Source organism: Synechococcus sp. R55.2, from assembly GCF_047462075.1.
Lineage (GTDB): Bacteria > Cyanobacteriota > Cyanobacteriia > Thermostichales > Thermostichaceae > Thermostichus.
The window spans coordinates 1-721 of the sequence record NZ_JANSIH010000224.1 but is presented as its reverse complement, the minus strand read 5'-3'; the positions used below and the strand labels follow the sequence as shown (position 1 = coordinate 721).

Here is a 721-nt window from a genome sequence, read left to right as displayed (position 1 = left end):
CCGGCAGGGTGTTGGTGCCTGGAACGGGGATGATCATGGAAATCCCCATCAAGCCGATCCAGGTGCCCAGCCAGACTTGGCCGAGCCGTGTGGTGCAAAGCTGCTTCCAACGGGGGCGGGCAATGTTTTCAATGCGCTGCAACCATGGGATCCCAGCCTGCACCCACTTTTGAAAATGCTTCCGTTCAATAGAGGTCTGCAACACCCATTTCGGCAGCCAAGGAGTGGTTCGCCCTGCCAGCATTTGTGCGGCCAGCAACAGGATGACCACGCCAAAGGGAGTGGAATAGCCGGGAGCCGGCAAGGGCAAAGCAGAAGGGAAAGAGAGCACCGCCAAAAACAAGCCAAAACTGCGCTCGCCCGCCAGTTTTAGAATGTCTTCGATGCGGATCAACCCTTCCGGGGAGGGTTCGGGTTGCTCTGGGCTCTCGGGAAGGCGGGAAAACCGGGCTAGCTCTTGAGACAGACGGGCCATAGAGGGGGCAGGGCTGGAGCGGGCAAAGTTTGGCAACGGGTGGGCACTACCTGGAGGGCCAACGATAGCCTACTGCAAATTCAAGTTGTGTTGGATATCTTGAGCAAAGGGGTGGTTTCGGAGAGGTGACATGCTCGGTGACAGGTTCAAGAGGGCCGTAAACATCAGCAGCCTTGAGCGACAGCAGAAGGCTCCGACTCAGTTCCGCAAAGGGGGGCGTGGGCTGGGATGGCTCCTGCTGCTGGG

The 721-nt window shown here is 58.8% G+C and carries 1 protein-coding gene; it reads right to left on the bottom strand.

Annotation, left to right across the window (positions count from 1 at the left end; all coding sequences use genetic code 11):
* Window positions 1-511, bottom strand: a 511-nt coding sequence (locus NW838_RS07735) for an exopolysaccharide biosynthesis protein (RefSeq protein ID WP_414427802.1), incomplete at its 3' end; no start/stop codon positions are given.
* Window positions 512-721: the final 210 nt, after the last annotated feature.